Origin of the sequence: Aurantimonas sp. A3-2-R12, from assembly GCF_036016755.1 — a bacterium.
Taxonomy (GTDB): Bacteria; Pseudomonadota; Alphaproteobacteria; order Rhizobiales; family Rhizobiaceae; genus Aurantimonas; species Aurantimonas coralicida_A.
The window spans coordinates 68,546-92,079 of sequence record NZ_JAYXIH010000015.1 but is presented as its reverse complement, the minus strand read 5'-3'; the positions used below and the strand labels follow the sequence as shown (position 1 = coordinate 92,079).

The following is a 23,534-nucleotide window of genomic DNA, read 5'->3' as shown; positions in this document are numbered from 1 at the left end:
CTCTGGCGTGCAGTCGGCAACATCTGCGACCTGTTCGAGCCCGAAGAATGTTGGAACTACCTCAAGGCCGCTGGCTATGTTGCAGATTAATCGCCTGACGCTCTAAACCATTGCCGATGAAACGGGATCGGGAGATGACGGAATGAAACTGTTCGACGGCGGGCGCGCGCCCAATCCGCGCCGGGTGCGGGTTTATCTGGCGGAAAAGGGGATCGACATCCCGATCGAGCCCGTCGATATGGGCAAATTGGATCACAAATCGGATGAGATTACCAGTCGTAACCCCTTGCAACGACTTCCCGTTCTCGAACTCGACGACGGCACCTGCCTGACCGAGTCGATCGCCATCTGCCGCTATTTCGAGGAAGAACATCCCGAACCGCCGCTGTTCGGAACCGGCGCACTCGGCAGGGCCAAGGTGGAGATGTGGAACCGCCGGCTCGAACTCGGCCTCCTCCAGCCGGTGGCTGCGGCGTTTCGTCACACTCATCCGGCGATGGCAACATGGGAAGTGCCGCAGGTCGCAGAATGGGGCGAGGCGAACCGGCCGAAGGCGCTGGAATTTCTCAAGCTGTTCGACGCGCATCTGGCGGACAACCGATTCGCGGCGGGCGATGCCTACAGCGTCGCCGACATCACCGGCCTGATCGCGATGGATTTCATGAAGCCTGCGAAGATCACGCCGCCAGAGGATCTGGAGAATGTCCGTCGTTGGTACGCCGAGGTCTCCGCGCGGCCGAGCGCCAAGGCCTGAGCATTAGAGGGTGAGAGACGATCCGACAGCGCTCTATCGTACGATCCGCGCCTGCCGGATCTGCCGCGAGGCGCCCGTCGGCCCACCGCTTCCGATCGAGCCGAACCCGGTGCTGGTGATCTCGCCGACCGCGCGCCTCGTCATCGCCGGGCAGGCGCCCGGCAACCTCGCTGACAAGACGACCAAGCCGTTCAACGATCCGTCGGGCGTGCGGCTGCGGGATTGGCTGGGGATCGGACCGGAAGTCTTCTACGATCCGACGCGGGTCGCGATCGTGCCGATGGGCTTTTGCTTCCCGGGATATGACGGCAAGGGCGGCGATCTACCGCCGCGCAAGGAATGCCGGGCGACCTGGCACGAGCGGGTGATGCGCGCGATGCCGCAGGTCGAGCTGGTGCTGGCGATCGGCATGTATGCCCAGCGTTTCCATATCGCCGGCGGTGGCGCGCGAACGCTGACCGAGACGGTCTCCGACTGGCGCAACATCCTCGCCGGGCAAGGGCGCTTCGCGCAGGTATTGCCGTTGCCGCACCCGTCCTGGCGCAACAATGTCTGGCTGAAGCGCCATCCCTGGTTTGCGACCGACCTTCTGCCGGAGCTGAAGCGGCGGGTGGCGGAACTTGTTTGAACGGGCGCTTGGCGACCCTACCGGTTTTGGCGCGCCTCCTGTAATCCTTGCGGCGCAGGACAGGGAGTAAGGCGTCGATGGACCGGCTGGACAAGAAGATACTGAGGCTGCTGCAGGAAAACGCGACGCTGGCGGTCGCCGACGTCGCCAAGCGAGTCGGACTGTCGACGACGCCGTGCTGGCGGCGCATCCAGAAGCTCGAGGAAGAGGGCGTGATCAAGCGGCGGGTGGCGATCCTAGATCCCGCTAAGGTCAATGCGCGGGTCACCGTGTTCGTCTCGATCCGCACCAGTTCCCACTCCAACGAATGGCTGAGGCGGTTCTCCGAGGTGGTCGGCGAGTTTCCCGAGGTGGTCGAGTTCTACCGCATGAGCGGCGACGTCGACTATCTGCTGCGGGTCGTCGTGCCGGACATCGCCGCCTATGACGCCTTCTATAAGCGGATGATCGCCAAGATCGAGATCCGCGACGTCTCATCGTCCTTCGCCATGGAGCAGATCAAATACACGACCGAAATGCCGCTCGACTACATGGTGCTGGACAAGGAACCGCGGGGGGATTGATGGCAGCGGCGGCGCGCGGGTCGCCCTGGAAGGGGGACCGTCGTGGAGTACTCGACATTTCGGGCAGTTGATGGTTGTCATTCTTACGAATTAGATTCGCGGAGCGGACATGCCAGTTGTCGAACTCTACTCTCAACGCAGACGGCGTGAATTGGGAACATCTAACGACGTCGTGCAGTATGAAATCCTATCCAAGCAGCTTCGTAGGCAATGCAGCTTTATCATTAGTGACGTCTTTGGCGGATTTGGCGCCCCCCGCGATCAAGGTGAGTATGGTCACTTGATACATGCGCTACGCCGTGAATTTGGCGTCGCCTGTCTATCTGTAGGGAGGAATTTTCCTGGCCAAGAATTGGAATCATTTATCAATGAAACAGGGTCAAATGAGAAGTCTTTAGATGCGATCGAACTGTCGTTCAGATTAATTCACCTAATATCAGAGAATACTGCAGCGGAAGCTGAGCTCAGAAAAAAATGCCGTGGTGCCATCGAGGAGTTCAATCATCGATGTAGACAGGCGGGGTTCGGTTATTCGTTCGAAAATGGCCAGATGGTCCGGGTCGACTCCCAGCTTCTGCACGAAGAGGCAGTGAAGCCTGCTTTGGCGGTATTGACCGATCCCGTTTTCAAAAATGCGGACAGCGAATTTCGAAACGCGCACGATCATTGGCGGCGAGGGAACAATGCCGAGGTTCTGGTCGACTGTCTGAAAGCGTTCGAGAGCACGATGAAAATCATCGCCGCAGAACGAAATTGGGCGGTGCCGCCGAGGGTGACGGCATCACAACTCGTGGCCGTCATGCTCGAAAATGACCTGATTCCAAGCTTTTATCAGACTCAGATGGCAGGGTTGCGAAGCGTCTTGGAAAGCGGGATTGCAACGCCCAGGAACAGAGTCGGAGGACACGGTGCCGGATCGTCTCCCGCCGATCCCATTCCGGAAGAGCTGGTGAAGTACGTCTTGCACCTCACTGCGGCCACGATCCTTTTCCTGGTTGACGCACATAAGGCGCGGCCCTAGCCCGCTTCAATCGACGGCGAGCGCCGCGTTGATCAGCGCTTGAGCCGCGCCAGTAGCGACGAGGTGTCCCAGCGCTTGCCGCCCATTTTCTCGATGTCGGCGTAGAACTGGTCGATCAGCGCGGTGACGGGCAGGGTCGAGCCGTTGCGCTTGGCCTCGTCGAGGCAGATGCCAAGATCCTTGCGCATCCATTCGACCGCGAAGCCGTGCTCGTAATGGCCCTCGTTCATGGTCTTGTGGCGATTTTCCATCTGCCACGACCCAGCCGCGCCCTTGGAAATGACGCCGACCACCGTCTCGATGTCCAGCCCGGCGTTCTGGCCGAAGGCGATGGCTTCCGACAACCCCTGGACGAGCCCGGCGATGCAGATCTGGTTCATCATCTTGGTGAGCTGGCCGGACCCGGCCGGACCCATCAGCCCGATCATCTTGGCATAAGCCTCGATCACCGGCCTGGCGGCGTCGAAATCGGCCTGCTCGCCGCCGCACATCACCGTGAGCGCGCCGTTCTCGGCGCCGGCCTGGCCGCCCGACACCGGGGCGTCGATGAATTTAAGGCCCTTTTCCCTGGCCGCCGCGTCAAGCTCGCGGGCCAGCTCTGCCGAAGCGGTGGTGTTGTCGATCAGCGTGGCGCCCGGCTTCATGCCGGCGAAGGCGCCGTCGTCACCGTAGATGACCGAGCGCACGTCGTCGTCATTGCCGACGCAGGAGAACACGAAGTCAGCGTCCTTGGCCGCTTCGCGCGGCGTTGCCGCATGCGATCCGCCATGCTCGGCCGCCCATTTCTCGGCTTTCCCGGCCGAGCGGTTGAAGACGGTGACGTCGTGCCCGCCCTTGGCCTTGAGGTGGCCCGCCATCGGATACCCCATCACGCCCAATCCGATGAATGCAACCTTCGCCATGCCGTGTTCCTTGTGATCGAATTTGTTGGGAGCAGGAGTTACATGAGAGAGGCGCCGTTTCAATCCTGAGAGGCGCCGGAAGCTCGGTCGGTCGTGACTTGGCGCTGCCGCGTTACGAGGCCGGCTTTTGCGGCTCGGGATGAATCTCGATGGTGATGGTCTGGCCGACAGCGGTCGCGTAACGCGCCAGCGAAGCCATGGATGGTGCGTGACGTCCGCTTTCCATGCGGGCCACGGCCGATTGCGTCGTCTTCATTCGCTCGGCGACATCCTGCTGCGACAAGTCTGCTTTGGCGCGGGCCTTGATCAGAGCCTTGGCCAGCGCCAACTCGTTGGCCATCGCATCATAGGCGGCCTTGACCTCAGGGTCGGCCATCAACTCCTCGCGGAACTCCTCGTAGCTCGTCAGCTCAGACATCGAACATCCTCATTCGTCGCAGCGCCACGTTGATGATCCGGCGAGGCGTCGTCTCGGTCTTCTTGACGAAGGCGGTCAGCACGACGATTCGCCGTCCGGAGGCGGCGAAATATATCGCCCTCGCAATGCCGTCCTTGCCCTTCAACCGCATTTCCCAGAGCTTCGACTCGATCGGGCGGACATAAGGCATGCCAACGCTCATCGGACCATTCTCAAGCAACAGGTCCGAGACCGCCGCGAAGTGGGCTCGCAGATCGGGGGAGAGCTTCCGAATCTCGGCCTTGGCCTCATCCGTCAGAACGACAGACCAAGTCATGAATATATCGCATATATGATATAATTCAACCTTGGCTTTCCTACCGCTTCAGATGCCGGGTCAGTCGCCGCTCGACGAAATTGGTGGCGTGGCGCAGCGCCTCGACGATGGAGAGATACAGGAGCGCCGCCCAGACATAGGTCTGGAAGTCGAAGGTGCGCGAATAGGCCTGTCTTGTCTCGCCGAAGAGGTCGTAGACGGTGATGATGGCGACGATCGCCGAGGCCTTGATCATCAGGATGATCTCGTTGGCGTAAGGGCGCAGCGCGACGATCATCGCCTGGGGCATGACGATCTTCCAGAAGATCACCAACCGGTGCAGGCCGAGCGAGCGGGCGCCCTCCAACTGGCCCTTCGGCACGCTCTCGATGCCGCCGCGCAGGATTTCCGCCTGATAGGCGGCGGTGTTCAGCGACAGGGCGAACAGCGCGCAGTACCAGGCCTCGCGAAAAAACCACCACAGCCCCATTGTCTCGAAGGCGCCGCGGAACTGGCCGAAACCGTAATAGACCAGAAAGATCTGGGCGATCAGCGGCGTGCCGCGGAAGAAATAGACGAAGACGAAGGCAAGCGTCCGCGCGACGGGGTTCGTCGCCATGCGGCCGAGCGCGACCGGCAGCGAAACGATGGCGCCGCAGACGAAGGAGATCAGGACCAGCGAGACGGTGATCCACAAGCCCGACAGGTAGGAGGGGCCGAAGCGGGTAAACAGGCTCGGGTTCCAGACGCTGGCGATATAGGCGACGAGCCCGGCGGCGACGGCGATCCACACGCCGAGCGCAACGATGCCGCCGACGCCGCGCTTCGGCTTGGCGGCGGCCGGCGCGGCGAGCGCGGGGGCGCTCACTTGGCCAGCTCGCCGCGTTTGGTCCAGCGATCGATCCGGCCGATCGCCGCCGAGGAGAGGATCGTCAGGACCAGATAGAGCACGATCGCCACGCCGAAGAACAGAAAGGGTTCGCGGGTCACGCGGGCGGCGATCTGCGACTGTCGCAGGATGTCGGCAAGACCGATGACCGAGACCAGCGCGGTGTCCTTCAACAGGTTCATCCACAGATTGCCGAGGCCGGGCAGGGCGATGCGAATCAGCTGCGGCAGGATGACCAGCACCATGGTCTGCGACCGGCGGAGGCCAAGGGCCGCGGCGCCTTCTCGCTGCCCCTGCGGAATCGCCCGAAAGGCCGACAGGAACACCTCGCTGGCGAAGGCGGCGAAGACGAAGCCGAGGGCGACCATGCCGGAGACGAAACTCGACAGGGCCAGACTCGGCAATCCTGTCGCGTCGGTGAGCGACTTCAACGCGCCGTTGACGCCGAAATAGACGAGAAACAGGGTCAGCAGCTCGGGCAGGCCGCGGAAGATCGTGGTGTAGATGTTGGCGGACAGATTGAGGAAACGATCCTCGGATTGCTTGGCGAGCGCCAGCAGGAAGCCGGCGACGAGGCCGATCGGCAGGGTGGCGAGCGCCAGTGACGCGGTGACCAGAACCCCCCACGCGATGTCGTCGCCCCATCCGGTCGGGCCGAAGCCGATCAGGGTCCAGTCAATGTCCATGGGGATCGATGGTTAGCGGGCGCGTCGGGGATCATCAAGCGGTGATGACGCACTGTTTCATTGCGGTCCCTCCAGCGCGCGGTATCTGCGAGGCGTCTTTGGTTCAACAGGAGAAATCCGATGTCCGTTTCCCGCCGCCACTTTGTCGCCTGCGCGCTCGCCGCCCCGGTCATGGTCCGCTTCGCGACGCTACCGGCGGCCGCCAAAGCGCCGATGCCGACGACGCAGGTCGCCGCGCTGCAACAGATCACCGTTGGTGATACCGTCGTCACGGCGATCTCCGACGGCTTTCTCGACCTCGACGTCGCGCTCTTGTCGAACGTGACGCCCGAGGAGGCCGCCGAGATTCTTCGCAACGAATTTCGAGGCGCATCGCCGGTCCGGACCGGCGTCAACGCCTATGTCGTCAATACGCCTGAGCGGACCGTGCTGATCGACGCTGGCGGCGCCGGGGCCTTCCCGAACCTCGGAAGCCTGGTTGCGAACCTTGAAGCCGGTGGCATAGCGCCGGACGCGATCGACGCGGTGCTAATGACGCATCTGCATCCCGACCACATCGGCGGGCTGGTGACCGACGGCAAGCCGACCTTTCCCAATGCGGATGTCCATGTCCACAAAACCGAGCTGGAGTTCTGGACCAGTGCCGCCAATCGCGACGGCGCTCCAGAGGGGGCGAAGGGCTTCTTCGACGGCGCCAAGGCCGCGATGGACGCCTATGGCGACCGGGTGAAGACCTTCGAGGGCGACGGCGAGGTGCTACCAGGGATCGCGGCGCGCGAACTGTTCGGTCACACCCCCGGCCATTGCGGCTTCCTCGTCGGCGAGGGCGAAGAAGGATTGCTAATCTGGGGCGACATCGTCCATGTCGGTCCGATCCAGTTCGCCAAGCCCGAGGTGGGTATCAGCTTCGATGCTCAGCCTGACAAAGCGATCGAAACCCGCAAGGCGATCCTGAAAGAGGCCAGCGCCAACCGGACGCGGATCGCCGGGATGCATATCGCCTTTCCCGGCGTCGNTGACAAAGCGATCGAAACCCGCAAGGCGATCCTGAAAGAGGCCAGCGCCAACCGGACGCGGATCGCCGGGATGCATATCGCCTTTCCCGGCGTCGGCCATGTGGTGGCGGCCGGCGAAGGCGGCTACGCGTTCGAGCCGGCCGCCTGGCAGTACGATTTCGGCTGACCGACCGCCCGCCACGCTCTGTTGAAACGACGAAGGCCGCGACGGGAAATCCGCCGCGGCCTTCGTCATGCGTCGATGGATGTTCGGCTTATTCGCCGTACACGTCGAAGTCGAAATACTTGTCCTGGACGGTCTTGTAGGTGCCGTTCTCGCGGATCGCGACGATGGCGTCGTTGAACATGCCTTTCAGCTTGTCGTTGCCCTGGCGCAGGCCGATGCCGATGCCCTTGCCGTAGATCGCCGGATCGGCGGGCAGGGTGCCCAACATCTTGCAACAGGCACCGGCGTCGCTGCCGATCCAGTCGTTGAGGACCACCACGTCGTCGATCACCGCGTCGACCCGGCCGCTCTCGATGTCGAGCTTGTATTCCTCAGCCGTCGGATACTGGCGCACGTCGGCATCGGGAAACAGTGCCTCGGCGGCGCGGGCGTGCGTCGTTGCAGCCTGGGCGCCGATCGCCTTGCCCGCGAGGGCCTCGGCCGTGGCTTCCGTGATTGCGGAATCCTTCGGCACGGCAATGGCCGGCGGCGTCTGGTAATATTTGTTGGTGAAGGCGATCTGCTCCTCGCGCTCGGGCGTGATCGACATCGACGCGACGATGGCGTCGAAATTGCCGTTCTGCAGCGCCGGGATGATGCCGTCCCAATCCTGGGTGACGAAGCTGCATTCGACCTTCATCTGGTCGCAGAGAGCTTGCGCGATATCGACGTCGAAGCCCTTCAGCTCGCCCGAGGCATCGAGAAAGTTGAATGGCGGATAGGCGCCTTCGGTGCCGATGACGACCTTCGACCAATCCTTGTCGGCATCGCTTTCCTGGGCGACGGCCGAGCCGGCGGCGGCGAGGGCCACGATCGACGCGGCGAGCGCCAAAGTGAGGGGGAAACGCATGAAAACCTCTTCCGTGTTGCGCGGCACGGCCCGGACGTTCGTCGTCCATTGAGCAGCATGCCGGTTAGGGAGGCGATGCTGCCACTATTTCAAGGCGCTAGGCAACTGCGACCTTCGCCTCTGGCAGGCGTTGTCAATCATGATGCGCCGGCGCATGGGCGTCTTTGAGCCCGTGGTCCGCTCGGGGCGGCCAGGTTCCGTGCCGGCGGATTCCCTATGAAACCGGCCGCACGCGCCGGGCCGCGAGGGCGCAAACGACGCCTGCGGCGCCGAAGGCGGTCATCAGAAGGAGAAGGCCAACGGCGCCGCTCGGGCCGGTGGCGAGGATGGCGGCGAGGATCGAACTGATCGCGCCGAGGCCGATCTGGCAGGCGCCGAGAAGGCCCGCTGCTGCCCCGGCCGCCTCGGGCCGAACGCTGACCCCGCCGGCCGTCGCGGAAGGCAGCGCCAGTCCGTTGCCCACTCCGACCAGAAGCATCGGCCCGAACAACGTCAAGGGGGACAGAAACCCTCCGCCGATCAGCGCCAGCGATAAAGCGGTGGCGGCGACGGTCAGTGCCGCCCCCACAACCATCAAATTCTTGATGCCGAGGCGCTCCGACAGGCGGGCCGTGCCGAAATTTCCGATCATGTAGCCTGCCGCGCTGAGGACGAACCATAGCCCATAGCCGGCCGGCGTCATGCCGAGAATGGTGACGGCCACGAACGGGGCGCCGCCCAGAAAGGCGAAGAACACCGCCGAGGTCAGCGACGACGTGCCGACATAGATCCAGAACGCGCCCGAACGGACGAGTTCGCCATAGGTCTGGAACTGACTGAATACCGGCTTGCCCTTTTCGCGGTTGGTTTCCGACAGGTCGAAGGCGAGCAGCGCAAGGGTGAGGACGCCCATCGCCGCGAGCAACCAGAAGACGCTGCGCCAGCCGAGCGCCGTATCCATCGCCCCGCCGATCGCCGGGCCGATCATCGGGGCGACGGCGAGCCCCATCGTGACATAGCCGATCATCGCCGCCGCGCGCTCGCGGCTGTAGACGTCGCGAACGATCGCCCGGGACAGGGCGATGCCGGTGGCACTGGCCGCTTGCACAACGCGGCCGACAAGGAACAGGCTGACATCCTGCGCCATCAGGCAAAGTACCGTACCGATCAGGAAAAGAACCATGCCGCCGAGAATGACAGGCCGGCGCCCGAACCGATCCGACAAGGGGCCGGCAATCAGCTGAATGAGCGCCGTGGCGACAAGATAGAGCGACAGGCCCAACCCAACCGTCGCGCCGTCGGCATGCAGGTCGCGCGCGATCGAGGTCATCGAGGGGATGAAGATGTTGATCGCCAGCGGCGACAGCGCCGAGGCGATCATCAGCGTTGCCAGCATCGGGCGCCGCGCGACCATGGCCGGTATCGTCGCGCCCATGCTGTCTTCCTCCCGTGCCGTGGCCGGCGAGGAGGGCAGGATCGTCGGTAACGGCTGCTTGCTCAATGGATCTGGCTCTTCAAGGGGGCCGCGACACCGCGCACCCGTTCGCGATAGAGGGTGTAGAGGCCGCTCGCCACGACGATGGCCGAGCCGAGCAATACCGGCGTCGAGGGCCAGTCATCGAAGACGACCACCCCGATGACCAGGGCATAGAGCAGCACCGAATAGCGGAATGGCGCCACGAAGCCCATATCGCCGGTGCGCATGGACTGGACGATGAAGATATAGCCGACGATGATGCTGACAGCGGCGCAGGATAGCCACAGGGCATTGGCGGCCGAGACCGGTTGCCAGCCGCCGGTGAACGGGATCAGTATCCAGCCGAGCAGCGAAACCGCGACCGCCGCCATCAGCGAGATGAACAGCGAGGGTATCGCACGGTCCATGCGGCGCGTGGCCAGATCGCGAATGGCGGAAAACACCACGGCGGCGAGGACCGAAAGCGAATAGACGGTGAAGCCGTCGGTGCCTGGCCGTACGATGATGATGACGCCGACGAAGCCCACGCCGATAGCGGCCCAGCGGCGCCAGCCGACCGGCTCGCGCAGGAAGACCGCGGCGCCGAGCGTGACCGTCAGCGGCAGGGCCTGGAAGATCGCCGAGGCATTGGCGATCGGCATCTGGCTGAGCCCGGTCAGGTAGCTGAGAGTAGCCATGAAGTCCGCTCCCGTGCGCAGCATAAGCCGGGGCTGCAGGGCGAGGCCGATCGGCCGGAGCGCCCCCATCCGCCAAGCCAACACAAACAGCAGCAGCGATGCCACCACGCCGCGCACCGCCATGATCTGCGGCGGCGCCAGCTCCTCGGAAGTGAGCTTCACGAAGGTGTCATTGACCACGAAGCCGGCCATGGCGACGAGCATGAAGACCGCGGCGCGGATGTTGTCGCTGAACAATGGAAAAGGCCGGGCTGATGCTGGGGATCGTCAGTCGACCTTACTCTCCCCAGAGGGGATTAGCGAGAGCGGATCTGTGTCGACTTGTCGCAGTCCAAATGCCGCGCTCACCGAGTGTTGACTAGAGCTTTAAGGATTTCCGGAAGCAGGCGGAAATAATCTCACGGCTAGACATGCGCCATCGTAACATCGAGGATAATAGTGCATGTCATTGTCGATCAATCTATTGCCGGCCAGCGGCACGCAGTCGCCGCAGCAGAGCTATCAGTCGCCGCCCCCCGAAGAGTCCGCATCCAACACGGCACCGGCGTCCGAAAGCCCATCGTCGGGAACGACCGCGACCAGTTCGTCTTCGCAGGCCGCGCCGAGCGGCTCCAGCACGGCCTCGGCCGCCACGTCCGCCAGCCCCGCGGCGCAGTCGCAAGCCGCACAATCGTCGGCGCGTGATTCGGCTCCGACAACCGGCGCCACGGCACCGGGCTCGGTCAATTTGGCGGCGAAGCCGGCCTCCGTCGAGCAGGTGCGTCAGGCCGCGATCGACAATGTCACAACGCAGAGGACGCTCAGCCTGGTGAAAGGGGTGGGGGAAATCTCGACGCAGTTGGCGCTCTTCGCGGCGGAGCAGCCGGACACCGATCTGGCGGCGGCGAAGGCGAGCTACGAGACCGTCCAGGAAGCCTATCGCGGCGAATTGGTCTGATCGAAGCGGCGCGACCGGCGCCGCTTCCTCTTACCTCAGCCGCTGGACGGGCCGCGCAGCGTCATCGTGACCGGCCCGACCAGCGGATCATAGGTGGAGCGCAGACTTTCGGGATAGCGGATCGACACCGAGTGGATCAGGTTGCCGCGAAAGATGTAGCGCTCGTAGAAAATCCTGCCGTCGCGATAGCCCGATACCACGGCCCAGCTGCGGCCGGACTTGTCGTAGGTCACCTTGTCGACTTCGGCGCGATCCCCGATCACCGATTTCGGCGTCTCACCGCCCTGATTGGGCCGCGCATAGATGAAGATCTCGGCACCCTCCGGCGAGGTCCAGCCCAACCCGTCGCCATTGGTCGGCGCGGGGAGCTGATCCGGGAAGGCTTCCGACGGAAAACTCGCCGAGGTGCCGAACCGTTCGTTGCGATAGGTCACCTCGTCGGCCACAGCCGGCGCGGTCGCAAGCACCAGCGCAGCGGTCGCGACGGCCGCGAGCGACATCACCCAGTTACGCATGAAACTATCCTCCGGTCACGCTCATATGCCGCGAGACCGAGGGTCTTCGCGTCGCGCGGTCGATAATGAAATCATGTCCCTTCGGCTTGCGGCCGATCGCCTCGTCGATGGCGTTCGATAGCAATTCGTCGCCCTCCGAGGCGCGCAGCGGCGCACGAAGGTCGGCCGCGTCTTCCTGGCCGAGGCACATGAACAGCGTGCCGGTGCAGGTCACGCGGACCCGGTTGCAGCTTTCGCAGAAATTGTGGGTCATCGGCGTGATGAAGCCGAGCCGGCCGCCGGTCTCGGCGACTTCCACGTAACGGGCTGGCCCGCCCGTCTTGTAAGGAATGTCCGACAGCGTCCAGCGCTCGGACAGTTGCTCCCGCACCTGGCGCAGCGGCAGATACTGGTCCGTGCGGTCCTCGTCGATCTCGCCCATCGGCATCGTCTCGATCAGGGTGAAATCGAGACCCTCGCCATGCGCCCATTCGATCATCGAGGGGATCTCGATCTCGTTGAAGCCCTTCAGCGCGACGGCGTTGAGCTTGACCCGGATACCGGCCGCCTGGGCCGCGCGAATGCCGCCCATGACCTTGTCGAGCTCGCCCCAGCGGGTGATCTGCTTGAACTTCGCTGCATCCAGCGTGTCCAGCGAGACATTCAGCCGCTTCACGCCGCAGTCGGCAAGCTCACCGGCGAAGCGAGTGAGCTGCGAGCCGTTGGTGGTCAGCGTCAGCTCATCCAGCGCACCGGTCTGCAGATGCCGGGAGAGCGAGCGCACGAGATGCATGATGTTCTTGCGCACCAGCGGCTCGCCGCCGGTCAGCCGCAGCCGGCGCACCCCTTTGTCGACGAAGGCGCTGGCCAGTCGGTCGAGTTCCTCCAGCGTCAGCAGGTCGCGCTTCGGCAGGAAGGTCATGTCCTCGGCCATGCAATAGACACAGCGGAAATCGCAGCGGTCGGTGACGGAGACGCGCAGATAGGTTATCGCTCGACCGAACGGGTCGATCATCTCCGCCCCGGAGGCCCCTGTCGGGCTCGTCGCCGTGGAAGGCAGTTCTATGTCGCCTGTCGCCCGAGACGGTCGAGACGGCGAAGCCGGGAATTTCGTCATATCCATGTGGCCGAATGTGGAAGCCCGACGGGCCTGGGTCAAGCGTTTCGTGACGATCAAGCCATTGGACGAAGGAATGAATTTGCCATGATGACCGCAACGACGACGCCCGAGCAGATTCGGGTGACCCCAGACCGCAGGACGCTCATCGTGGTCGTGCCGGGTGGCGAGCGCATCGAGCTTCCGGCCGAGATGCTGCGGGTGATGTCGCCGTCGGCCGAGGTGCAGGGGCATTCGCCGTCGCAGCGCCAGACCGTCGGCGGCAAGATCGCCGTTCAGATCATGGATATCCAGCCGGTCGGAAACTACGCGATCCGAATCATGTTTGACGACATGCACAGTTCCGGCATCTTCACCTGGACCTATCTCGCCGATCTCGGCCGCGAGAAGGAGGAGCGCTGGCAGGTCTATCTCGACGAGCTGAAGGCCAAGGGATTGAAGCGCGAGCGGTAATACCAGCCTGCAGTGATAGGGACCTATTCGATGGCGCTGAACGGGCTTGTCCGGCCAGGAGCGACGCGCGGGTCGATGCGGCGCATCGGGCAAGCGGTGCGACGCCGTCCGGCAAGCCCGTTCAGCCCACCGAAGGCCGGGCGCTCCCCGCGCCTGGATTCGTCGCGGGCCTCGCCCGATGCGCCGCATCGCGCGTCGTCCCGCTCCTTGCCAGGCATCGGCGATCGTCCCGGTCGAATGGGTTCCTATCACTGCAGGTTGGTATAAGGCCGGCCCGTCACCGCCGTCAGGAGCGGACGAAGGCGGGCAACTGGTCGAAAGCGCTCTTGAGCGCGTCGGACCAGCCCTCCGAGATCTCGCTATAGTAGGGATCGCGCTGGTCGAAGCGCTGCCTGTAACCGGCGACGAGGCTTTCGGTCTCGTAAAACTGCATGTCGATCGGCGGCCCCACCGACAAGTTCGAGCGAATGGTCGAATCGAAGGAGACCAAGAGCAGCTTGGCGCAGTCCTCCAGCGACATCGCCGGATCGTAGGTGCGGATGATGATCGGGCGGCCGTATTTGTGCTCGCCGGTCTGGAAGAACGGCGTGTCGGCTCCGGCCTCGATGAAATTGCCCTCCGGATAGATCAGAAACAGCCGGGGCGGGCTGCCCTTGATCTGGCCGCCGAGAATGAAGGAGCCGGAAAACACCGAATCGGCCATCTGACCGCCCGTCGCCGCGCCTGAGATTACCTCGCGCAGCGTTTCGCCGACGAGCTTGGCGGTCTGGAACATCGTCGGCTGCGTCAGGATCGCCGGCTGGCGCTCCGAGGGTGCGACACTGCGCTCGTCGAGCAGAGCGATCGCCGCCTGTGTCGTCGCCAGATTGCCGGCGCTCAACAGGCAGAGAAAACGGTCGTCCGGCACCTCCCAGGTCTTCATCTTGGAGACGACGGAAATGTTGTCTACGCCCGCGTTGGTGCGGGTGTCCGACATGAAGACAAGGCCGCGATCGACAAGAAGCCCGACGCAGTAGGTCATGGGTGGGGTGGTCTCCAGGATGGCGTCGACGGCGCCGATGCTCCGGCGGAATCATCGCCCGCATCGCGCCTTGTGCAAGCGCCAGACGGAAATATCAACGGGAAGTCACGCGCAAGGCACGCCGATCGACCGACGCTTTACGCATTCGTGTCGTTCGAGAATACCCGTTGCGGCTCCTACGGATAAAACCGGTAGCTCTTGGCGATCTCGCCGGCGAGGCGGTTGTTGTCGAGGATGAAGGCTTCCAGGAACTCGTGCATGCCGCCGTCGATGATCTCCTTGACCGAATTGTCGGCCAGACGCTGCTTGATCGCCCCCGCCGTCAGATAGCAGGGGTGCTGCACCTCGTAATTACGGTTGAGATATTTCAGGCTCTCCTCGATGCAGTCGTAGCAATAGGCCAGCGAGCGCGGCAGCCGGCGGTTGAGCATCAGGAAGTCGATGATGTTCACCGCCTTGTAGTCGGCATCGTACTCCCAGGCGTAGGAACGGTGCGCCGAGACCGAGCGCAGGATCGACGTCCACTGGAAATTGTCCAGCGAGGAGCCGACCGAGGAATGCTCGGGCAACAGCACCCAGTACTTCACGTCGAGGATGCGGGCGGTATTGTCGGCGCGCTCCAGGAACGCGCCGAGATGGCAAAAGTCGAAGCTCTCGTTGCGCAGCATTGTGCCATAGAAGGCGCCGCGGATCAGCGCTGTCTGGCGCTTGACGAGATCGAGGACCGTCTGCAGCCGCCGCGGATCGATCGGTCGCTCTAGCTCGGCCTTCATGATCAGCCAGCTCTCGTTCAGCGTCTCCCAAAGGTCGCGGGTGAGGGCGGTGCGCACCATTCGGCCGTTGGTGCGGGCGGTTTCGATCGAGGCGCGTACGCTCGACGGGTTGTCGCGGTCGCGTAAGAGAAAATCGACGATGGTGTCTGGGTCGAATTCGGCGTGCTTGGCGCGATAGGCCGCTTCGACTCCGGCCGAGACCAGCACGGATTGCCATTCGTCCGGTTCCGCCGACAGGTTGGTGAGCGAGAGCCGCTGCCCGGCGTCGACGAGGCGAGCCATGTTTTCGGCGCGTTCGATGTAGCGGAACATCCAGAACAGGCCGTTGGCGGTGCGTCCGAGTAATGCCATGATCAGTCCCTCAGTACCCAGGTGTCCTTGGTGCCGCCGCCCTGGCTGGAATTGACCACCAGCGAGCCTTGCTTGAGCGCCACGCGGGTGAGCCCGCCGGGGATGATCCGGACCTTGTCGGAGACGAGGACGAAGGGGCGAAGGTCGACATGGCGTGGCGACAGCCCCTGGTCGGCCAATATCGGGACGGTGGAGAGCGCCAGCGTCGGCTGGGCGATGTAATTGCCGGGCCGCGCCCGCAGCTTGGCCGCGAAGGCCTCGCACTCGGCCTTCGAGGCAGCCGGCCCGACCAGCATGCCGTAACCGCCGGAGCCGTGAACCTCCTTGACGACAAGGTCCTGGAGATTGTCGAGCACATAGGCGAGGCTATCGGCCTCGGCGCAGCGCCAGGTCGGAACGTTCTCCAGCAGCGCGGTCTTTCCGGTGTAGAATTCGACGATTTCCGGCATGTAGGAATAGATTGCCTTGTCGTCGGCGATGCCGGTGCCGGGGGCGTTGGCGATGGTGATGCCGCCGTTCTTGTAGACCTCCATGATGCCGGGGATGCCGAGCATGGAATCAGGCCGAAACGCTTTGGGATCGAGATATTCGTCGTCGACGCGGCGGTAGAGGACGTCGATTGGCGTGTAGCCTTCGGTCGTGCGCATCTGGATGCGCCCGTCGATCTCCTTGACGTCGGAGCCTTCGATCAACTCGACGCCCATCTGGTCGGCGAGGAAGGCGTGTTCGTAATAGGCCGAATTGTGAATGCCCGGCGTCAAGATGGCGATCGTGCAGGGGCCGTCGCAGGCGGCGGGCGCGACGGCGGCGAGCGAGCGACGCAGATGATGCGGATAGGTTTCGACCGGGCGCACCCGGTTCTGGGCGAACAGCTCGGGAAACATCTGCATCATCGTTTCCCGGTTCTCGATCATGTAGGAAACGCCGGACGGGGTGCGGGCATTGTCCTCCAGGACGTAGAACTCGTTCTCCGCGATCCGCACGATGTCGGTACCGATGATGTGGGTGTAGACGCCGCCGGGCGGGCTAAAGCCTTCCATCTGCGGCAGATAAGCCGCATTGCCGACGATCAGCCGCTCCGGCACCTTACCGGCCTTCACGATCTCCTGGTCGTGATAGATGTCGTGCAGAAAGGCGTTCAACGCCTGGACCCGCTGCTCGATTCCCTCCGCCAGTTTTTCCCATTCCGCGCGGGCGATAATTCGCGGCACCAGGTCGAAGGGAATCAGGCGCTCGGCTGCCTCGTCCTCACCATAGACGTTGAAGGTGATGCCGGTGCGGCGGAAGAAGCCCTCCGCCTCGTTGGCCTTGGCCACCAGTTCCTCGACATTCTGTTCGCGGAACCATTGGTTGAACCGGCCGTAGGGTTCGCGGATCTGGTCGGGCCCTAAAAGCATTTCGTCGAACGGTTCCACCGGCATCCTCCAGTCGGGTTCCCCCTAGAGAGAAAGCGGAACCCCGGAAAATCAAGCCTTGACGGCCAGAAGATCGGCAAATGCGCGGGACTTGGGCAGAATGCCGCGGCCTTGGGCACCCGCTGCTGCTGCCGCAATGAGAGGCCGTGGGCAATTGCTCATTGTATTTGCCTATTGCCCGCCTGTCGCCTTAAACAGGTGCGGCTGGGAGGCGAGGCCTATGGCGCGGACGCGCGATGACGATGGATCACGGTTGGACGATGCCGCGCGGGCTGGCTGGCTCTATTATGTCGCGGGCAACACCCAGGAGGAGATCGCCGCCAAGCTCGGGATCTCGCGTCAGGCGGCCCAGCGCCTGGTGTCGCTGTCGATCAGCGCCGGTCTGGTGCGGGTGCGCATCGATCATCCGATCGCCGCCTGTCTGGAACTCGCCGCCGCCCTGCGCGCGCGTTACGGTTTCGGGCTGGTCGAGGTGGTGCCGTCCGATCCGGCGTCGGGGTCGACGACGCTGGGGATTGCCGAGGCGTGCGCCGCGGAGATGGAGCGGCGGCTTCGCGGCGAAAAGCCGCTGGTCGTCGCGATGGGAACCGGGCGAACGCTGAAGGCGGCGGTCGAGAACCTCCCGGCCATGACCTGCCGTCAGCACCGCATCGTCTCGCTGACCGGCAATGTGGCACCGGACGGCTCGGCCTCGGTCTATAACGTCATCTTCTCCATGGCGGACCGGGTGCGGGCGCCGCATTATCCGATGCCGCTACCCGTGGTCGTCTCCTCGCCCGAGGAGCGGGCCCTGCTGCATGGCCAGACGGTCGTGCAATCGACGCTGTCGCTCGCCGCCGGCGCGTCTGTCGCCTTTGTCGGGATCGGAGAGCTCGATCGCGAGGCGCCGCTCGTCGTCGATGGTTTCATTACCCCGCAAGATCGTCAGAGCTTGATCGCCGACGGCGGCATCGGTGAAATCGTCGGCTGGGTTTTCGATGCCGAGGGTCGCATCCTCGATTGTCCGTTCAACGCCCGTGTCGCCAGCGCACCGATCCCCTCCACCACCCATTGCGAGGTGATCGGCGTGGCCATGGGGCCGGCGAAGGCCGCCGCGATCCGGGCGGCTGCGGACGGCAAACTCGTCAACGGACTCATCACCGACGAAGCGACGGCCCGCCGCCTGCTCGACTCCTGAGCGCGCGGCGAAGCTTCACTCTCCTCATCGCATGTCGCGTCAAGATGCCTGCCGGCCCAAGCGGACGGGCGCGTCGCCGCATGTCGAATTGGTGCGCCGCACCACGCAATTGATTTGACATCGCTTGACGTGAAGTGAGAAATTGCCCGCGTAATGGTCAATTGCTCAATTTCGAAGCTGGGAGGCTTTCATGACTTTTCGGACGATGTTGGCGGGCGCGGTGTCGCTGCTCGCCTTCGCGACCACCTCGGTGCAGGCGCAGACGACCCTGACGATCGGCACTGTCAACAACAGCGACATGATCCGCATGCAGGGTCTGACGGACGAGTTCGAAAAGGCTCATCCGGACGTCAAGCTGAACTGGGTGACGCTTGAGGAGAATATCCTGCGTCAGCGCGTGACGACGGACATCGCCACCAAGGGTGGCCAGTTCGACGTGATGACCATCGGCACCTACGAGGTTCCGATCTGGTCGAAAAACGACTGGCTGGTTCCACTGGAAAATCTCGGCGCCGATTACGACGTCGACGACTTGCTTCCGCCGATCCGCGCGGCGCTGTCGACCGACGACAAACTCTATGCCGCGCCGTTCTATGCCGAGAGCGTGATGACGCTCTATCGTAAGGACCTGTTCGAGAAGGCCGGGCTGGAGATGCCCGAGAAGCCGACTTGGGACTTCATCGCCGACGCGGCGGCGAAGATCACCGACAAGGACGCCGGCGTCTACGGCATCTGCCTGCGCGGCAAGCCGGGCTGGGGCGAGAACATGGCGTTCCTCGGCCACATGGCCCGCTCCTACGGCGCAAGCTATTTCGATGCCGATTGGAAGCCGCAATTCGAGAGCGAGGGCTGGAAGAAGGCGGTCGGCCTCTATGTCGACATGCTGACCAATTCGGGACCTCCGGGTGTGGCGTCGAACGGCTTCAACGAGACGCTGTCGCTGTTCGGCCAGGGCAAATGCGGTATGTGGATGGACGCGACGGTCGCCGCCTCCTTCGTCACCGATCCCAAGCAGAGCCAGGTCGCCGACCAGGTCGGCTTCGCGCCGCCGCCCTGCGGCATCGAGAACTGTCCGAACGAAGGCGCCAACTGGTTGTGGGCGTGGTCACTGGCGATCCCTGCTGGCTCGCAGAAGACCGAGGCGGCCGAAACCTTCATCGGCTGGGCGACCTCCAAGGCCTATCTGGAACTCGTTGCCGAAAAGGAAGGCTGGGCAAACGTGCCTCCCGGCACCCGCACCTCGCTCTATGAGAACGCGGAATATCTGAAGGCGGCGCCCTTCGCCGAACAGACGCTGAAGTCGATCAACAATGCCGATCCATCGATGGGCGAGGGCAAGCCCTATGTCGGTCTGCAGTTCGCGGCGATCCCCGAGTTCCAGGGCTTGGGCACGGCTGTCGGCCAGCAGATGGCGGCCGCCCTCTCTGGGTCCAAGACGGTCGACGAGGCGCTCGCCGCGGCGCAGAGCCAGGCCGAGCGTGAAATGACCCGTGCGGGTTACCCTAAGTAATATTATTGGGTAAAGTCGGCCGGCGCTCTGGCGTCGGCCGGCACCTTTGGCCAATGTGGCCGCGTATTGCAGCGCATGAATCGCGGCAGGAACCGCCGCTCTTGATCCGCACCGAGGGACCGCGCGTCGCGTCGCCCCTTGCGTCGAAACCGCGCGCGTTCCCGATTGGGAGCCGGCCGTCTTCGGGTGATTCTCATGGCGACCTTGCACACGAAATCCGCGGCACGGCTCATGATGGCCCCGGCGGTGATCGTCCTCTTCCTGTGGATGATCGTGCCGCTGGCGATGACGCTGTATTTCTCGACATTGAACTACAGCCTGTTCAATCCGGGCAGCGCGCCCTTCGTCGGCTTCGCCAACTACACCTACTTCCTGTCCGACCCCGAATTCTTCACCGCGCTGGCCAACACGCTGATCCTGGTGCTCGGCGTCCTCGTTATCACCGTCGGCGGCGGCATCCTGGTCGCGCTGCTACTCGACCAGGCCTTCTACGGCGTCAACATCGTCCGCCTGCTGGTCATCGCGCCCTTCTTCGTCATGCCGACGGTCGCCGCACTGGTGTGGAAGAACATGATGATGAACCCGGTCTACGGCGTGATCGGCCAGTTTCTCGGCGCCCTCGGGCTGCCGCCCATCGACTGGCTATCGGAATATCCGCTCACCTCGATCATCATCATCGTCGCCTGGCAGTGGCTGCCCTTCGCCACGCTGATCCTGCTGACCGCGCTGCAATCGCTGTCGGAGGACCAGAAGGAAGCCGCCGAGATGGACGGCGCCGGGCCGCTCTCGATCTTCTTCTACATCACCCTGCCGCATATGAGCCGGGCGATCACGGTTGTCATCCTGATCCAGACCATCTTCCTGTTGTCGATCTTCGCCGAGATCCTGGTGACGACCAGCGGCGGGCCGGGGTCGCAATCGACCAACATCACCTATCTCGTCTATCGCCTGGCCCAGCTCAATTCCGACATCGGCGCGGCGTCCGCCGGCGGCATCGTCGCCGTGGTGCTCGCCAACATCGTCGCGATCTTCCTCATCCGCCTCATCGGCAAGAACCTGGAGGCTTGATCTCATGGCACGCAGCGTCAGCACCAAGCGCAAGATCGTCGTCACCATCGCCGCCTGGGCGGTGGGGCTGTTGATCTTCTTTCCGATCCTGTGGACCTTCCTGACCTCGTTCAAGACCGAGCTGGCGGCAATCTCGATCCCGCCGACCTTCCTCGGCTTCGAGTGGACCACGGAAAACTACGTCGAGGTCCAGTCCCGCTCGAACTATTTCCACTTCATGATGAACTCGATCTACCTGGCGGTCGGATCGACCATCCTCGGCCTGCTGGTTGCCATTCCCGCCGCCTGGGCGATGGCCTTCTCCCCGACTAAGCGCACCAAGGACGTGCTCCTGTGGATGCTGTCGACCAAGATGCTGCCCTCGGTCGGCGTGCTGGTGCCGGTCTATCTGCTGTTCCTCAATCTCGGCCTGCTCGACAGCCGCATCGGCCTCATCGTCGTCCTGTTCCTGATCAACCTGCCGATCATCGTCTGGATGCTCTACACCTACTTCAAGGAGATCCCCGGCGAGATCCTCGAGGCGGCGCGTATGGACGGGGCGTCGCTGCGCAAGGAGATCACTCAGGTGCTGGCGCCGATGGCGCTGCCGGGCATCGCCTCGACGGTTCTCCTCAACGTCATCCTCGCCTGGAACGAAGCGTTTTGGACGTTGAACCTGACGACCACCGACGCGGCGCCGCTCACCGCCTTCATCGCGTCCTTCTCCAGCCCGCAGGGCAATTTCTACGCCAAGCTTTCGGCCGCCTCGACCATGGCGATCGCGCCGATCCTCATCGTCGGCTGGTTCTCGCAGAAGCAGCTGGTGCGTGGCCTGACCTTCGGAGCGGTGAAATGACGAGGACCCCGACAGGAGTTTCGCAATGAGTGCCATCACGCTCCACAACGTTCAGAAGCGCTTCGGCGACGCCGTCATCATCCCCGGCCTCGATCTCGAGATTGAAGAGGGCAAGTTCGTCGTCTTCGTCGGCCCCTCCGGTTGCGGCAAGTCGACGCTCTTGCGTCTCATCGCGGGTCTGGAGGACGTCTCCGGCGGCAAGATCGAGATCGACGGCAAGGACGTCACCAACGTGCCGCCAGCGGCGCGCGAACTCGCCATGGTGTTCCAGTCCTACGCGCTGTATCCGCATATGAGCGTGGCGGCGAATATCGGCTTTCCGCTGAAGATGGCGGGCGAGACGAAGGACGTCATCGACGAAAAGGTGAGGGCGGCCGCGGCGACGCTGAACTTGACCGATTATCTGCAGCGCAAGCCGCGCGAACTGTCCGGCGGCCAGCGCCAGCGCGTCGCCATCGGCCGCGCCATCGTGCGCGCGCCCAAGGGCTTTCTGTTCGACGAGCCTTTGTCCAACCTCGACGCGGCGCTGCGGGTCAACATGCGGCTGGAGCTGTCCGAGCTTCATGCCCAGTTGAAGACGACGATGATCTACGTCACCCACGATCAGGTCGAGGCGATGACCATGGCCGACAAGATCGTCGTCCTCAATCGCGGCAATGTCGAGCAGGTCGGCTCGCCGCTCGAGCTCTATGAAAATCCGAAAAACCTGTTCGTTGCCGGCTTCATCGGTTCGCCGAAGATGAACTTCCTGACCGGTCCGATCGCCGCCGAGCACAACGCCCATACGATCGGCTTCCGGCCGGAGCACCTGACGATCTCGCCCGATAGCGGCCGCATCAGGGGCAGGGCTGGCGTTTCGGAGCATCTGGGCTCCGACACCTTCGTTCACGTCAAGCTCGATGACGGCACAGCCATCACCGCCCGCTCGGGCGGCGATTATCGCGTCAGCCACGGCGACCCCGTCTGGATCACGCCCGACGAGGGCCGCATTCATCGCTTCGACGAAAACGGTCTCGCGATCCGCTGAATAGCGGGCGCTAGGCCGCGTCGCCAATGATCCGACCGGCAGGCGTCGACCGTCACCGGTCATTCCCGACCATCATCATGGAGTGCATCGGATGTATTTGGAAAAACTCAAGCTCGACGGCAAGATCGCCGTCGTCACCGGCGCCGGACAAGGCATCGGCGAGGCCTGCGCCACGGCGCTGGGCGAGGCCGGCGCAACCGTGGTGGTCGCCGATATGGCGGCCGACCGGGTCGAGGCCTGCGTCGCCCGTCTCAAGGGCAAGGGCATCAAAACCCAGGGCGCGACGCTCGATGTGACCAAATCCGCCGATGTGGCCGCGCTTGCCGACAAGGTCTTCGCCGAGCATGGCCGGATCGACATCCTCGTCAACAATGCCGGCGTCGCGAAATCCGACGTGCGGGCCGAGGACACGACCGACGAGCACTGGCGCTTCCACATGGACGTCAATGTCGACGGCCTGTTCTGGTGCTGCCGCGAGTTCGGCCGCAAGATGCTGGAAGGCGGCTCCGGAGCTATCGTCAATATCGGCTCGATGTCCGGTTTCATCGTCAACAAGCCGCAGCCGCAGGCATTCTACAACGCCTCCAAGGCGGCCGTGCATCATCTGACCAAGTCGCTCGCGGCCGAATGGGGCGCCCGCGGCGTCCGCGTCAATGCCGTCGCGCCCACCTATATCGAGACGCCGCTGACCAAGTTCGGCATGGACGAGAACCCCGACATGTACAAGGTCTGGCTCGAGATGACCCCGATGGGGCGGGTCGGCCAGCCCGAGGAGATCGCCTCCGTCGTGCATTTCCTCGCCTCGGACGCGGCGAGCCTTCTCACCGGCTCGATCGTCCTTGCCGATGGCGGTTACACCTGCTGGTAGACCACCGCCATCGTTGGCAGGGCGGATCGCCCTAGCCCGCGCCGGCCTTTTCCTCCCGGACCGAACGGGCTATTGAGCCTCGCACCCCTTCGCGCCATTGGCGTGGTGGGGTGCGAGGTTGTCAGCGT

General features: G+C 63.8%; 26 protein-coding genes. 13 read left to right on the top strand and 13 right to left on the bottom strand.

Going from position 1 to position 23,534, the window contains the following annotated elements:
• The first annotated feature begins 142 nt into the window (after nt 1-142).
• From VSX60_RS10065 to VSX60_RS10050, 4 genes are all read left to right on the top strand, one after another.
• Nucleotides 143-754: a glutathione S-transferase gene (locus VSX60_RS10065; protein WP_327624027.1), complete on the top strand. Its 612-nt coding sequence runs from the start codon at nt 143-145 to the stop codon at nt 752-754.
• A gap of 10 nt (nt 755-764) precedes the next feature.
• The gene (locus tag VSX60_RS10060) at nt 765-1,382 is read left to right on the top strand and encodes a uracil-DNA glycosylase family protein (protein ID WP_327624026.1); all 618 of its coding nucleotides are present in this window, start codon (nt 765-767) and stop codon (nt 1,380-1,382) included.
• 77 nt (nt 1,383-1,459) lie between these two features.
• Entirely contained in the window at nt 1,460-1,945 is a 486-nt protein-coding gene (locus tag VSX60_RS10055) for an Lrp/AsnC family transcriptional regulator (RefSeq protein WP_327624025.1), read from the top strand.
• 109 nt (nt 1,946-2,054) lie between these two features.
• The gene (locus VSX60_RS10050; protein ID WP_327624024.1) at nt 2,055-2,966 is read left to right on the top strand and encodes an STM4504/CBY_0614 family protein; all 912 of its coding nucleotides are present in this window, start codon (nt 2,055-2,057) and stop codon (nt 2,964-2,966) included.
• Nucleotides 2,967-2,998: 32 nt separating this feature from the next.
• Here VSX60_RS10050 and VSX60_RS10045 read toward each other — a convergent pair whose 3' ends face one another.
• From VSX60_RS10045 to VSX60_RS10025, 5 genes are read right to left on the bottom strand one after another with little or no spacing between them, the layout of a single operon-like run.
• Complete coding sequence (locus VSX60_RS10045; RefSeq protein ID WP_327624023.1) at nt 2,999-3,931, bottom strand: NAD(P)-dependent oxidoreductase; 933 nt, start codon at nt 3,929-3,931, stop codon at nt 2,999-3,001.
• Between the two features lie 49 nt (nt 3,932-3,980).
• Nucleotides 3,981-4,286, bottom strand: coding sequence for a helix-turn-helix domain-containing protein (locus VSX60_RS10040; protein ID WP_327624022.1), 306 nt, complete (start codon nt 4,284-4,286; stop codon nt 3,981-3,983).
• Entirely contained in the window at nt 4,279-4,602 is a 324-nt protein-coding gene (locus VSX60_RS10035) for a type II toxin-antitoxin system RelE/ParE family toxin (RefSeq protein ID WP_327624020.1), read from the bottom strand. Before VSX60_RS10035 ends, VSX60_RS10040 begins: the two co-directional genes overlap by 8 nt.
• A 40-nt stretch (nt 4,603-4,642) precedes the next feature.
• Entirely contained in the window at nt 4,643-5,449 is an 807-nt protein-coding gene (locus VSX60_RS10030; protein WP_327624019.1) for an ABC transporter permease, read from the bottom strand.
• Nucleotides 5,446-6,156, bottom strand: a complete 711-nt coding sequence (locus VSX60_RS10025) for an ABC transporter permease (protein ID WP_327624018.1) — start codon at nt 6,154-6,156, stop codon at nt 5,446-5,448. The genes VSX60_RS10030 and VSX60_RS10025 overlap by 4 nt, the downstream gene beginning before the upstream one ends.
• A 120-nt stretch (nt 6,157-6,276) precedes the next feature.
• On the opposite strand from VSX60_RS10025, the gene VSX60_RS10020 reads away from it, so the two are divergent.
• On the top strand, nt 6,277-7,338 hold the full coding sequence (locus VSX60_RS10020) for an MBL fold metallo-hydrolase (RefSeq protein ID WP_327624017.1): 1,062 nt from the start codon (nt 6,277-6,279) through the stop codon (nt 7,336-7,338).
• An 88-nt stretch (nt 7,339-7,426) separates the two neighbouring features.
• On the opposite strand, the gene VSX60_RS10015 is transcribed toward VSX60_RS10020, so the two are convergent.
• The 3 genes from VSX60_RS10015 to VSX60_RS10005 form a co-directional block, all read right to left on the bottom strand.
• Nucleotides 7,427-8,227: a transporter substrate-binding domain-containing protein gene (locus tag VSX60_RS10015; RefSeq protein ID WP_327624016.1), complete on the bottom strand. Its 801-nt coding sequence runs from the start codon at nt 8,225-8,227 to the stop codon at nt 7,427-7,429.
• A 214-nt stretch (nt 8,228-8,441) separates the two neighbouring features.
• Nucleotides 8,442-9,707: a multidrug effflux MFS transporter gene (locus VSX60_RS10010; protein ID WP_327624015.1), complete on the bottom strand. Its 1,266-nt coding sequence runs from the start codon at nt 9,705-9,707 to the stop codon at nt 8,442-8,444.
• Nucleotides 9,704-10,597 (bottom strand): DMT family transporter, encoded by an 894-nt coding sequence (locus VSX60_RS10005; RefSeq protein WP_327624014.1) that lies wholly within the window; start codon nt 10,595-10,597, stop codon nt 9,704-9,706. Before VSX60_RS10005 ends, VSX60_RS10010 begins: the two co-directional genes overlap by 4 nt.
• A gap of 205 nt (nt 10,598-10,802) precedes the next feature.
• Here VSX60_RS10005 and VSX60_RS10000 point away from each other — a divergent pair, with 205 nt between their 5' ends.
• A complete protein-coding gene (locus tag VSX60_RS10000; RefSeq protein WP_327624013.1) occupies nt 10,803-11,297 on the top strand; it encodes a hypothetical protein in 495 nt (164 codons plus the stop codon).
• Between the two features lie 35 nt (nt 11,298-11,332).
• On the opposite strand, the gene VSX60_RS09995 is transcribed toward VSX60_RS10000, so the two are convergent.
• A complete protein-coding gene (locus VSX60_RS09995) occupies nt 11,333-11,812 on the bottom strand; it encodes a hypothetical protein (protein WP_327624012.1) in 480 nt (159 codons plus the stop codon).
• Between the two features lie 4 nt (nt 11,813-11,816).
• Complete coding sequence (gene moaA / locus VSX60_RS09990) at nt 11,817-12,806, bottom strand: GTP 3',8-cyclase MoaA (RefSeq protein WP_327624010.1); 990 nt, start codon at nt 12,804-12,806, stop codon at nt 11,817-11,819.
• Nucleotides 12,807-12,998: 192 nt separating this feature from the next.
• Between moaA and VSX60_RS09985 the strand changes: the two genes are divergently transcribed.
• The gene (locus tag VSX60_RS09985) at nt 12,999-13,361 is read left to right on the top strand and encodes a gamma-butyrobetaine hydroxylase-like domain-containing protein (RefSeq protein ID WP_442873078.1); all 363 of its coding nucleotides are present in this window, start codon (nt 12,999-13,001) and stop codon (nt 13,359-13,361) included.
• Nucleotides 13,362-13,647: 286 nt separating this feature from the next.
• On the opposite strand, the gene VSX60_RS09980 is transcribed toward VSX60_RS09985, so the two are convergent.
• From VSX60_RS09980 to VSX60_RS09970, 3 genes are all read right to left on the bottom strand, one after another.
• The gene (locus VSX60_RS09980; RefSeq protein ID WP_327624008.1) at nt 13,648-14,382 is read right to left on the bottom strand and encodes a peptidase; all 735 of its coding nucleotides are present in this window, start codon (nt 14,380-14,382) and stop codon (nt 13,648-13,650) included.
• 176 nt (nt 14,383-14,558) lie between these two features.
• Nucleotides 14,559-15,506: an alpha-E domain-containing protein gene (locus VSX60_RS09975; RefSeq protein WP_327624006.1), complete on the bottom strand. Its 948-nt coding sequence runs from the start codon at nt 15,504-15,506 to the stop codon at nt 14,559-14,561.
• A 2-nt stretch (nt 15,507-15,508) separates the two neighbouring features.
• Complete coding sequence (locus VSX60_RS09970) at nt 15,509-16,903, bottom strand: circularly permuted type 2 ATP-grasp protein (RefSeq protein ID WP_327624033.1); 1,395 nt, start codon at nt 16,901-16,903, stop codon at nt 15,509-15,511.
• Nucleotides 16,904-17,141: 238 nt separating this feature from the next.
• Here VSX60_RS09970 and VSX60_RS09965 point away from each other — a divergent pair, with 238 nt between their 5' ends.
• The 6 genes from VSX60_RS09965 to VSX60_RS09940 all read left to right on the top strand — a co-directional run bounded on the left by VSX60_RS09965 (nt 17,142) and on the right by VSX60_RS09940 (nt 23,406).
• The gene (locus tag VSX60_RS09965) at nt 17,142-18,098 is read left to right on the top strand and encodes a sugar-binding transcriptional regulator (RefSeq protein ID WP_327624005.1); all 957 of its coding nucleotides are present in this window, start codon (nt 17,142-17,144) and stop codon (nt 18,096-18,098) included.
• A 190-nt stretch (nt 18,099-18,288) separates the two neighbouring features.
• Nucleotides 18,289-19,608, top strand: a complete 1,320-nt coding sequence (locus tag VSX60_RS09960; RefSeq protein ID WP_327624004.1) for an ABC transporter substrate-binding protein — start codon at nt 18,289-18,291, stop codon at nt 19,606-19,608.
• Nucleotides 19,609-19,803: 195 nt separating this feature from the next.
• A complete protein-coding gene (locus VSX60_RS09955) occupies nt 19,804-20,676 on the top strand; it encodes a carbohydrate ABC transporter permease (protein WP_327624003.1) in 873 nt (290 codons plus the stop codon).
• A 4-nt stretch (nt 20,677-20,680) separates the two neighbouring features.
• Complete coding sequence (locus VSX60_RS09950; RefSeq protein WP_327624002.1) at nt 20,681-21,511, top strand: carbohydrate ABC transporter permease; 831 nt, start codon at nt 20,681-20,683, stop codon at nt 21,509-21,511.
• Between the two features lie 25 nt (nt 21,512-21,536).
• A complete protein-coding gene (locus tag VSX60_RS09945) occupies nt 21,537-22,538 on the top strand; it encodes an ABC transporter ATP-binding protein (RefSeq protein WP_327624001.1) in 1,002 nt (333 codons plus the stop codon).
• 91 nt (nt 22,539-22,629) lie between these two features.
• A complete protein-coding gene (locus VSX60_RS09940) occupies nt 22,630-23,406 on the top strand; it encodes an SDR family NAD(P)-dependent oxidoreductase (protein WP_327624000.1) in 777 nt (258 codons plus the stop codon).
• Nucleotides 23,407-23,534: the final 128 nt, after the last annotated feature.

Coding starts and splice junctions, on each gene's coding strand:
- VSX60_RS09970 (WP_327624033.1), bottom strand. CDS start 16,903: ATGCTTTTAGGGCCCGACCAGATCCGCGAACCCTACGGCCGGTTCAAC.
- VSX60_RS09960 (WP_327624004.1), top strand. CDS start 18,289: ATGACTTTTCGGACGATGTTGGCGGGCGCGGTGTCGCTGCTCGCCTTC.
- VSX60_RS09975 (WP_327624006.1), bottom strand. CDS start 15,506: ATGGCATTACTCGGACGCACCGCCAACGGCCTGTTCTGGATGTTCCGC.
- VSX60_RS09965 (WP_327624005.1), top strand. CDS start 17,142: ATGGCGCGGACGCGCGATGACGATGGATCACGGTTGGACGATGCCGCG.
- VSX60_RS09985 (WP_442873078.1), top strand. CDS start 12,999: ATGACCGCAACGACGACGCCCGAGCAGATTCGGGTGACCCCAGACCGC.
- VSX60_RS09995 (WP_327624012.1), bottom strand. CDS start 11,812: ATGCGTAACTGGGTGATGTCGCTCGCGGCCGTCGCGACCGCTGCGCTG.
- VSX60_RS09950 (WP_327624002.1), top strand. CDS start 20,681: ATGGCACGCAGCGTCAGCACCAAGCGCAAGATCGTCGTCACCATCGCC.
- VSX60_RS10000 (WP_327624013.1), top strand. CDS start 10,803: ATGTCATTGTCGATCAATCTATTGCCGGCCAGCGGCACGCAGTCGCCG.
- VSX60_RS10055 (WP_327624025.1), top strand. CDS start 1,460: ATGGACCGGCTGGACAAGAAGATACTGAGGCTGCTGCAGGAAAACGCG.
- VSX60_RS10035 (WP_327624020.1), bottom strand. CDS start 4,602: ATGACTTGGTCTGTCGTTCTGACGGATGAGGCCAAGGCCGAGATTCGG.
- moaA (WP_327624010.1), bottom strand. CDS start 12,806: ATGATCGACCCGTTCGGTCGAGCGATAACCTATCTGCGCGTCTCCGTC.
- VSX60_RS09940 (WP_327624000.1), top strand. CDS start 22,630: ATGTATTTGGAAAAACTCAAGCTCGACGGCAAGATCGCCGTCGTCACC.
- VSX60_RS09980 (WP_327624008.1), bottom strand. CDS start 14,382: ATGACCTACTGCGTCGGGCTTCTTGTCGATCGCGGCCTTGTCTTCATG.
- VSX60_RS09955 (WP_327624003.1), top strand. CDS start 19,804: ATGGCGACCTTGCACACGAAATCCGCGGCACGGCTCATGATGGCCCCG.
- VSX60_RS10025 (WP_327624018.1), bottom strand. CDS start 6,156: ATGGACATTGACTGGACCCTGATCGGCTTCGGCCCGACCGGATGGGGC.
- VSX60_RS10065 (WP_327624027.1), top strand. CDS start 143: ATGAAACTGTTCGACGGCGGGCGCGCGCCCAATCCGCGCCGGGTGCGG.
- VSX60_RS09945 (WP_327624001.1), top strand. CDS start 21,537: ATGAGTGCCATCACGCTCCACAACGTTCAGAAGCGCTTCGGCGACGCC.
- VSX60_RS10040 (WP_327624022.1), bottom strand. CDS start 4,286: ATGTCTGAGCTGACGAGCTACGAGGAGTTCCGCGAGGAGTTGATGGCC.
- VSX60_RS10050 (WP_327624024.1), top strand. CDS start 2,055: ATGCCAGTTGTCGAACTCTACTCTCAACGCAGACGGCGTGAATTGGGA.
- VSX60_RS10015 (WP_327624016.1), bottom strand. CDS start 8,227: ATGCGTTTCCCCCTCACTTTGGCGCTCGCCGCGTCGATCGTGGCCCTC.